Below are 9,355 nucleotides of genomic sequence, written 5' to 3'. Positions count from 1 at the left end.
TCACGGCGCGTTTTCTTGCGTTTGCCGACGTACTCGGCTTCGGAAAAACTCAACTGGCTCATCGGGTTCACTCGGATCGGGCTGTTTTCAATAACTTATATTCTGACAGGTTCGTTGGACTTGTTCAGAGGTTCCCTAACATATGACTTAAGATACTTGCTTGTTGCAAATAAATCGTGCCACTAATATACCCACGATATACATTTGAATTGTCGAATATTGGGTGTGAAATCGTGATTAATAGCCGTCCTGTTTGAGCCACAAAAGGTGGGCTTATAAGCGGTGCGCGTACTTGACGCGCCAAGATGGAGCCTTCAGAACTAAGCGTCTGTCCCTGTAAGCCCAGGTTTGGATCCGTCGCTAAAACCAAGCCTGTTTCATCTGCAATAACAACAGAATTAAAAGTATCGGTTTGCTGCTGAACTCGTTTTGCCTCTGCTTCTACAAAATTAGGGTCCTGCAATTGAGTCGACAAAACTTTTGCGGAATACTGTAATTGCTGCTGGGCTGAGCCTAATAGCTCTTGCACACTGGAGGCAATTTTTGTAGCGTAGGCATGATTCCCCTCAAGCGTCCCTTCAATCAAAGACGTTTTTTGCACACGAAAGCTAGCAAATAATGAATTGGTTAGCGTCAGCAACAGGCTTGCTAGCGCAAGAAATAAAATTAAACGTCTAAGATCGATTTTCATAAGTGTGCTATTCGCCGGGCAAGAACCACTCTGTCTTTGATGATTGAGCTGGGTTGTAACACATCGTCCTATAAGCCGACAGGCAGCCTACTGAGCATAGTAGCCATTGACCGGTCGGGAAACGTCCTACCAGTGGGAATTATTGACGCCGACCTCGGTTGTCAAATCATTGGTCAGGCATTCCCCGGTGACCTCGGCCACTGTGTCCTTGTCAGCTTCGCGCAGGATTCGAACAATCTGTTCGTGTTTGTATCGGTCTTCTCCATGTTCCTCTCACTTTCTAAGAGGCCATTGTTTCAAGTTACCTTGGATCGAAAAAGCCAGGACCAGTCATTCACAAGCTCACCGGCTAAAAACGACCAACGGCGTCCCTGTATGTACCGGATGGGGAATCACCTGGACATCTGCGTCATACACAGACTTGATGGCTGCAGGCGTCAAGACATCGCAAGGTGCACCGACTGCCAGAACCCCTCCGTCATGCAACAACACGATACGGTCGCTCCAGAGTGCAGCCAAATTGACATCGTGCAGCACTAACAGTACCCCCACGCCAATATCCTGTGCCAACTGACGGGTCGCCGCCAGCAACGCACGACCTGCGCTGGGATCAAGACTTGCGCTGGGCTCATCGAGCAGCAGATACAAGCCGGCCTGCGGATCACTGGCCCGTGCCGCCAACACCTGCAGGACAACCCGCGCGAACTGAACCCGCTGCTGCTCACCGCCGGAAAGGCCTGCGTAGCGTCGATCGGCCAGGGCCACTGCGTTAGCATACGCCAGTGCCCGCCAGTACAAGGACTCAAGCATTCCAGTATCGAGGTGAGGAAACGGATACCCCCCCATTTCCACGACCTCACGTACTGCCAGGTCAAAGCCTAGTGAGGGCATTTGCGGTAACACAGCGCGCTTTCTGGCTTGACGCAAAACACCCAGCGCCTGCAGCGCCTCACCATCAAGCGTAACCGCAAACGTGTCCGGCTCAAGAGACTCTGCCTCAAGCTCATTCGCCAAAATACTCATTAACGTGGACTTGCCCGCACCATTGGCACCAAGCACCGACACCAGAACGCCCGGCTCCAAACTCAGGCTTACGCCATCAAGTACGCGGCGCGAACCACGCTCGAACCGTAAGGAATTGGCCCGGAGCGCTTTAACGTTGGGCTGGAATTCTTTCACAGAAGACGTCTCTACCATTTTTTACGACTCAGCAACCAGAAAAAGAACGGTCCACCGACCAAGCTCGTTACCAGCCCGATCGGCAACTCGGCCGGTGCCACAATTACCCGTGACCACCAATCTGCGGCAGCCAGAAACACGGCACCAACCAGCATCGACATCGGCAACAACACACGGTGATTGGCACCCACCAGCATTCGCACCAGATGAGGCACGACCAAACCAATAAAACCAATACCCCCGGTCACGGCGACCAGCGGCCCCACCACTAAGGCGGTAAGGACGATCAGTCGACGACGCAAGGTTTCTTGCTGATAACCCAGATGCATGGCCTCTTGATGCCCCAGCAACAAAGCGTTCAACATGCGCCATTGCATGCCAGCCACAACCAGCAGCACAAGAACCCACGGCACCAACCATGCGACGGTCGACCATTGCGCGGCCGCCAAACTACCCATGCTCCAGAACGTCAGGTCACGCAGCTGTGTGTCATCAGCCATATAGGTAAACAAACCGATAAGGCTACCTGCCACTGTATTGATCGCAATTCCAGCCAGCAACAAGCCAGCGATGCCTGGCTGGCGACTGCCAACGACATACGCTAGAGATGTCGCCAGCAAACTACCCAGAAAAGCACTGACGCCCACCAGCATCGCGCCTGCAGGGAACAGCACAATCGCGACGACGGCCCCCAATGCCGCACCAGATGAAACTCCCACGAGCCCCGGTTCTGCCAGCGGGTTGCGAAACAGCGCCTGCATCAAGACGCCACTTGCTGCCAACGCTGCTCCCACAATGGCACTAAACAAGACGCGTGGCAAACGCAACTCAAATAAAATGCGGGCCTCCACACTGGCCGAACCCGATGATGCCCCGGTAATCAGCGCTCCGACCCGGGCAAGCGGAATGTCGAAGGCGCCACCGCTGAGAGACGCCATCATCACCAAGACCAATACCGCCCCTGTTCCGGCATACCACAGCGTATAACGTCGCCCCACCCGCATCATTGCGCCATTTCACGCAATTGGCGAACAGCCTGCGCGACCCGCGGCCCAATTCCAAGAATCAGCAGATCATCGACGGCACCGATCCGGCCGGCGGCAGCGGCACTAGTCGCCTTGACAGCAGGCTGCTGCAAGAACGCCTCAAGCCCACCCACGGCTGTTGCCGTCGCCGAAGTCAGTACGATCACATCGGGGTCGAGAGCCACCAAACCCTCGATAGACAACGGCTTGTAGCCTTTTCCGGCCGACATTGCATTTCGCAGACCGGCCAGTTCCAGCACTGCTGCAGCGGCGGTACCTTCACCCGCTGCCATGTACGATCCCGTACGATTCAGCAGGACCACCGCGCGCAGCGGCGCCTGGGGCGCCTGAGTAACGAGCGCCAGATCGCGATCGATCTTCTCTATCAACGCATCGGCCTGTTGCGAACGATCCAATGCCTTCGCAATACCTTGAATGCGCTCGTACAGCGACTTCAGAGCTGGCTTATCGGTTAGCCGATCAACCCTCACCCCCAGTTCGGCAATGCGTGTCAGCGCGGCGGCAGGACCAGCGTTTTCTGACGCCAGAACCCGATCTGGCTTAACCGACAGCACCCCCTCAACCGGGACGCTGCGGTAGTACCCGACCCGCGGCAAATCAACGACCTGCGGTGGATACAGACTGGAAGCGTCAGTCGCCACCACCTGATCACCAGCCCCTAGGGCAAACACGATTTCGGTGACGGTCCCCCCCAGGGTAACCAGCCGCTCTGCGGCCGTCACGACCGAGGGCATCGCCAAGGCGGCCGCGGCTAGCCACACCCCCAACAACAAACGTTTCGCGGAGCTCATCATGATGCCAACGGTACCGTGCAATAGGACGTCAACAACGAGCGCCATGACGCCAACTCGGGCACACCCGGCTTTCTGACGCCAAAAAATTGCACAATCAGCTCGCCACGGCGATCAAAACACTCCAGCGAAGTAATCCAGCCATCCTCCGAGGGCTTGTTCACCACCCAAGTTGAAACTATCCCAGTGGTATTCAGATGAAGGTTGAAATGAGGCTCCAGCACATTGAACCAGGGGCCGGTACGCTTCAAGGCTCTCACCGGACCGGAGTGAATCTGGATAATGCCGTGATTTCCGACAAAACACATAAGCGGAATATTGCGATCAGCAACGTCAGTCAACAAGCGTTCGGCATGGTCATTCGAAATCTGCTGCGCAAGGTCTGACCCGACGCCCTCAAGAGCATACAGACGGGCTACGTCATGGCGCTTCAGCAGGCCATGAAACTCATGCGTATCTTTCATGGCTAGCCAGTCATCGCGAAACGCTTGGCCCAAAGAACCATTCGCGGGCCAGGCTTTGGACACCAAGGAACGAACCTCCGGGAACTTCGGCGCAGTTTCGGCGAACTGTTCAACTAGCGCCTCGTAGGCCTGTAGGTCACTGGCCTCCGTCAGGAACACCTTATGCAAAGCTGTCCCGGCCGCGTCAAAAAACTGAATACTGCGACGCCCGGCTTCGTTGACCGCTAGCGTCGTCACCCAGTGGGAAAAGAACACGCGCAAGTCAATATCGGGACCCAGCACAATCCCCATCTGTTCACCGGCCTTAATGTCCTCGTACTGCCCGTGACGTTCGTGCACGCAATGATCGTTGCGTGTCAGTGCCATGACTCGTCCCAGACGACCTAACTCACGAAAAATGGCCTGCGGCGGTGATTTCAGCGCGACCGCCTCAACCTCACCGCAATGCGCCGCAACCAGCTCAAGTTCACTGACCCCTAAACATTCGGCCATGTTACGACGACGTAACCCTGGCTGACTTGCTGCCAACGCGGCATAACGCTCCCGCAACTCAACCCCTTTCGGGGCGCCCGCTAGCACTGCGGAAAGTGGTGCAACGGAAAAAGTTTCTTGTTTGCCTGACATGAGTACCTCTGAATAATAGTGATTGTTAATTAGTATTGATAGGTCAACCAGACTCGGGCATGACGCCCCGGCTCGGTGTAGCTGGCAACCGGTGCAGCACTGCGCACGCTTCCGGCCTGCGAAACGTTCAAAGCGCTCCAGTAAGTACGGTCAAACAGGTTGAACACCCCAGCCTGGACACGCAGACCCTTTACGCCGGACGGTTGCCACCAGGCGGTCAGGTCAACCACGCCATAGCCTGGTGCCTGATAATCAGCCCCAGGGTCTTCGACCCGACTGCGGCGCTTGGCAGCAGTCAGAATGGCTTCAGCACCCCAATGTCTTTGCTTGTAGCCCACGCCCACGATGGTTTTCAGCGGGGCGACCGAGTTCAGATAACGGCCCGTATCCAGATCTTTTCCGTTAGCCCAGGCTAAGGCACTCCAGGCGTACCAGTTCGGGTTGATTTCGCCGTGAATACGGGCTTGTGCACCATAGATGCGGACACGCGCACGATTGGCGAAAGCGGTCACGCCCATTGGGTACTGCCCCGTCCAGGCCGGGTTCCACTCGGCAGATGCCGGAGTCAATGTCACGTTCTCGTCGATAAAGTCGCGATAGTGGTTATCGAAAAACGCCAGGCTGCCGCCCAGTTTCTGGTTACCCAGCTCGGCGCCAAGCTCCCAACCCCGACTCACCTCCGCTTTCAGATCAGGATTGCCGACGCGCAAATAGGTGCCGGGTGCCCCGTAGTTCATGTACAACTGGGATGCATTAGGGACCTTATAGCCATAGCCGTAGCTCACATAGACCTTGGCCTGCTCCGCCGGCTGCCAAGCAAACTTGATCGATGGCGACACCCGCTGACCGCTATTGCTGTCCAGCTGTCCAAAGGCCGCATTGGGATTGCTCTGATACGACGAAGTACTTTGGGCCGAATAGTGGTAGGCATCAAAACGCAACGCAGGGGTCACGGCAAACCGCCCGTCAGCCCATGACATTTCATTTTGTGCCCATAACGCCCATTGCCGGCCATCGACTTCGGGCACGTCAGATTGATTGCTGTGCAGCAGGTCGCACGAACGAGGACCGAATGGGGCCGCCAACCCGGAGCGAATCACAGGGCAATTGTCTTCACCTGCCGACGCCTGTGTCGTGCGCGAAACATACCCGTCAAGCCCCGCCTGCCAATGATTTCTGATGGCCTCTGTCGGCACAGTGCCCGACCATGTTGTTGTCAGGCCATACCCCTTTTCTTCCACTGAGTTATTACGTGCGTAGTAACCGCTAGGAAAACCGTAGCGGAACGGGTCGCCCCGAACAATGGAGGCCCTGGCGTCAACGGTGCGCAATCCTGACTGTTCGCTAGAGACCGAACTGCGTTGCCAATACACTCGCACCTGCCCCTGCTCAACAGCAGCAATATTGGCTCCGGACCGAAAATCAAAACCGGCTACCAAGCGATCTCGCTGTTGCCGCTCCTCCACCCCGTTGTGCCCTGCCAGATAGCTAGTTCCAGTCCCTTGCTCGCGCAAGTTATCAATCTCGTTTTCCCAGCGGAAGGTCTCCGCGCTGAAGATCAGTCGATATTGTGAAGTCAGGTCATGTTGCAACTTCAGCATTGCACTGCGCTGTGTGTAACTGGAGGGGTTGGATTTTTCTCGCTTGGGACCATATCCACCTACCTCACCCTGATTCTCCAGAGCGTCGCCACGACGGTAGCCGACCTGAATCAACCACTTAGTTCGCTCATCAAGCATTTCGCCCGCCAGTGCTGCATCGGCATTCCAGCTGGCATCGGCGCCGTCATACCCTGACTTCAGCAGCGCCCCGAACGGCTTTCCATCGCGCAACAAGTCATCGGGTGCCAGCGTACGCAAATCAACCAACCCCGCCAGCGACCCCGTTTGGGACGCGCCCGCTGCCCCCAGGACATCAATCGCCGACAACCCGCTGAAGTTGACAGTGCCCAGACCACCTTTTTCGCCCCGGGCACCATCGGTCAGCCAAGGCAGACGAATCCCGTCCACACGCACGGCCACCCGGTCCTGATCCATGCCGCGGATGTTCACGCTTTTTGTTTGACGCGAAAAGTTAATTGCCGGATCACCGCGCTTGCCCAGATCCTCCCAGCCGGTAATCGCGCGTGACTCCAGCTGCTCGCGACGAATGACTGTCGACCCTTCCGGTAACGCTGCATCCTGACGATCCCCCTTGACAGTAACGGTAGAAAGCTGTCGAACATCCGCTTTACCACTCTCTGCCTGAGACCTCGGCGTAGTATCAAGGGACGGCTCAGCCGACGCTGACGTAGCGGCCAACACCGCCAGAACCCCCACCGTGACAGAAAAAGGTCTACTCATGAATCCGCTCCAACATAAACTTAATGAGAAGCGAAATGATAACAATTCTTATTTAGTAATTGCAAGAAACTTTTAGGTGTATTGGAAAGAATTCGTCGTCAGGCGTGCTTTCCACACCGAAGATACCTCTACTCACACCCCGTACCACTCATTAGGCCAGCCTATGCACCTAATCGATTCTATCCGCGGGGATGCGGGTTTAGTTATTCAACAGGACAACCGAGCATAGGATATCCGTGTGTGGCCGCGGCCAAGCACCTTGACACGCTATGCAACCGGTATTTCCGTCATCGGTCTGCGGGGATTGGCTCACGCCGACGTACCACTGAGGCTACCGCCTGGAAGTATTCGAAACGTACGAAGGGGGCGTGAGTCAGCGCAAATTATCCGTCACGCACAAGGCGAGTAGCGCTAAGGTTGAGCGTTCGTATCAGTCGTTTGTAAAGCAGTCGGTGTCGGAGCTGTCCGGTCGACCTTCCCCTCGGGCGCTAGGTATTGATGGGCACTTCTGCAGCCGCAAGAAGAGCTATGCCACCACGCTGGTGGATCTATATGAAACGTGCCGGCTCCTCGCTCAGCAGTATTTCCTCAACGCCATCAATTCGGCTTGGACACTAAAATGGAAATAATCTCACGCCGTCGGTATGAATTTAGGAACTTTGAAAATTACCGCGTACAGGTCTTGCGGCCCAGTCCGGTTGGAACGGTGTGATTAACCGTGTCTGATGAATTGCGTATCCCCCGGTAATGGGAGAGAGACAATTTAAATACTATGGTGCGAACGGAGAGACTCGAACTCTCACACCTCTCGGCGCCAGAACCTAAATCTGGTGCGTCTACCAATTCCGCCACGTTCGCAAATGGGAAGCCGGCAAGTATAGCAAGCGCGACGCTGCATGGCAACTGCGTTCAACACCAATACAGCCAGCGCACGGCTTGCTAAAATGGCAGGTTAACCCTGCATATCCAGAACCATGAACCCCAGACTCGGCGACCTGCACCCCTATCCGTTCGAAAAGCTGCGTGCTTTACTGGCACAGGCCAAGACACCCCCTGCGCATCTTGCCCCTATCAGCCTGTCTATTGGCGAACCCAAGCATCCAACCCCTGACTTCATTATCAAGGCGATGCAAAACGCCATGCAGGGTTTGGCGGTGTACCCGCCCACCAAGGGCGATGCTCAGGTTCGAGGCAGCATCGCCGACTGGATCGCTCGCCGATACGGCATCGAGCGGCCCGACCCCGAAACACAGGTCCTGCCCGCCGTCGGGTCGCGCGAGGCTTTGTTTTCGTTTGCGCAAACCATTGTCGACAGTCAGGCCGGCGGCTGGGTCGTTTGCCCCAACCCGTTTTACCAAATCTACGAGGGCGCGGCCTTGTTGGCCGGCGCCAAGCCGTATTACATCAATGCCCAGCCCGAGCGTAATTTTGGCTACGACTGGGCCTCTGTACCTGCCGATGTCTGGCAAAAAACGCAACTGGTGTATGTATGCTCGCCCGGCAACCCCGCGGGCAATGTACTCGAACTGTCCGAATGGCAAACGCTGTTCGAACTGTCTGACACCTACGGGTTTGTCATTGCGGCCGACGAATGCTATTCAGAAATTTACTTTGACGAAGCCGAGCCACCTTTAGGCGCCCTGCAAGCTGCACGCGCCCTGGGGCGAAACGACTATCGCAATTTGGTCAGTTTTTCCAGCCTGTCGAAGCGCTCGAACGTGCCTGGGTTGCGATCCGGTTTTATCGCGGGCGATGCCAACCTGCTGAAGCATTTTTTACTGTATCGCACCTATCATGGCAGTGCGATGAGCGCCGTTGTCTCGGCGGCAAGTATTGCAGCCTGGAACGACGAAACACACGTACTTGAAAATCGTCGACAGTATCGCGAAAAATTCGATGCCGTCTTGCCCATTCTGGCCCCTGTGCTTAAAGTAGAGAAGCCGCAAGCCGGGTTTTACCTGTGGGCCCAAACCCCAGGCAGCGACACAGACTTTACCCGAGACCTGCTGGGTGCCACCAACGTCACCGTGTTGCCCGGTAGCTACCTGGCTCGCGAAGCCCACGGCCTGAACCCCGGAGCCAACCGGGTTCGCATGGCATTGGTTGCCACCAAAGAACAATGCATTGAAGCCGCCGAGCGCATCGCCGGCTTTCTTCGAGGTTGAAGCCGGCAGACTTGGCCACGCATTACGCTGTGGCCAGGCTCACATGCCGCAAC

General features: G+C 56.2%; 8 protein-coding genes and 1 tRNA gene. 2 read left to right on the top strand and 7 right to left on the bottom strand.

The window, feature by feature from the left end:
- Window positions 1–124: 124 nt before the first annotated feature.
- From CHR62_RS05000 to CHR62_RS04975, 6 genes are all read right to left on the bottom strand, one after another.
- Window positions 125–691: a PDC sensor domain-containing protein gene (locus tag CHR62_RS05000; protein WP_123660193.1), complete on the bottom strand. Its 567-nt coding sequence runs from the start codon at window positions 689–691 to the stop codon at window positions 125–127.
- Between the two features lie 342 nt (window positions 692–1,033).
- The gene (locus CHR62_RS04995) at window positions 1,034–1,888 is read right to left on the bottom strand and encodes an ATP-binding cassette domain-containing protein (protein ID WP_123660192.1); all 855 of its coding nucleotides are present in this window, start codon (window positions 1,886–1,888) and stop codon (window positions 1,034–1,036) included.
- Window positions 1,882–2,811 carry an iron ABC transporter permease gene (locus tag CHR62_RS04990; RefSeq protein WP_233574869.1) on the bottom strand — a complete coding sequence of 310 codons (930 nt, stop codon included), beginning with the start codon at window positions 2,809–2,811 and terminating at the stop codon, window positions 1,882–1,884. The genes CHR62_RS04995 and CHR62_RS04990 overlap by 7 nt, the downstream gene beginning before the upstream one ends.
- Before the next feature lie 62 nt (window positions 2,812–2,873).
- Window positions 2,874–3,710: a hemin ABC transporter substrate-binding protein gene (locus CHR62_RS04985; RefSeq protein ID WP_093971853.1), complete on the bottom strand. Its 837-nt coding sequence runs from the start codon at window positions 3,708–3,710 to the stop codon at window positions 2,874–2,876.
- Window positions 3,707–4,795 carry a hemin-degrading factor gene (locus CHR62_RS04980; protein ID WP_123660190.1) on the bottom strand — a complete coding sequence of 363 codons (1,089 nt, stop codon included), beginning with the start codon at window positions 4,793–4,795 and terminating at the stop codon, window positions 3,707–3,709. Before CHR62_RS04980 ends, CHR62_RS04985 begins: the two co-directional genes overlap by 4 nt.
- Window positions 4,796–4,824: 29 nt before the next feature.
- Window positions 4,825–7,137 carry a TonB-dependent hemoglobin/transferrin/lactoferrin family receptor gene (locus CHR62_RS04975; protein ID WP_123660189.1) on the bottom strand — a complete coding sequence of 771 codons (2,313 nt, stop codon included), beginning with the start codon at window positions 7,135–7,137 and terminating at the stop codon, window positions 4,825–4,827.
- Window positions 7,138–7,505: 368 nt separating this feature from the next.
- Here CHR62_RS04975 and CHR62_RS04970 point away from each other — a divergent pair, with 368 nt between their 5' ends.
- A complete protein-coding gene (locus tag CHR62_RS04970) occupies window positions 7,506–7,766 on the top strand; it encodes a hypothetical protein (protein ID WP_123660188.1) in 261 nt (86 codons plus the stop codon).
- A 144-nt stretch (window positions 7,767–7,910) separates the two neighbouring features.
- Here the strand turns inward: CHR62_RS04970 and CHR62_RS04965 are convergent.
- Window positions 7,911–7,995: transfer RNA gene (locus CHR62_RS04965), tRNA-Leu, on the bottom strand.
- Between the two features lie 116 nt (window positions 7,996–8,111).
- Here CHR62_RS04965 and dapC point away from each other — a divergent pair.
- On the top strand, window positions 8,112–9,302 hold the full coding sequence (gene dapC, locus CHR62_RS04960) for a succinyldiaminopimelate transaminase (RefSeq protein ID WP_123660187.1): 1,191 nt from the start codon (window positions 8,112–8,114) through the stop codon (window positions 9,300–9,302).
- Window positions 9,303–9,355 lie beyond the last annotated feature (53 nt).

The organism is Pusillimonas sp. NJUB218, assembly GCF_003788685.1.
Taxonomy (GTDB): Bacteria; Pseudomonadota; Gammaproteobacteria; order Burkholderiales; family Burkholderiaceae_B; genus Neopusillimonas.
Note: the sequence above shows the minus strand (reverse complement) of the source record. Positions and strands in the feature narration are given on the sequence as shown.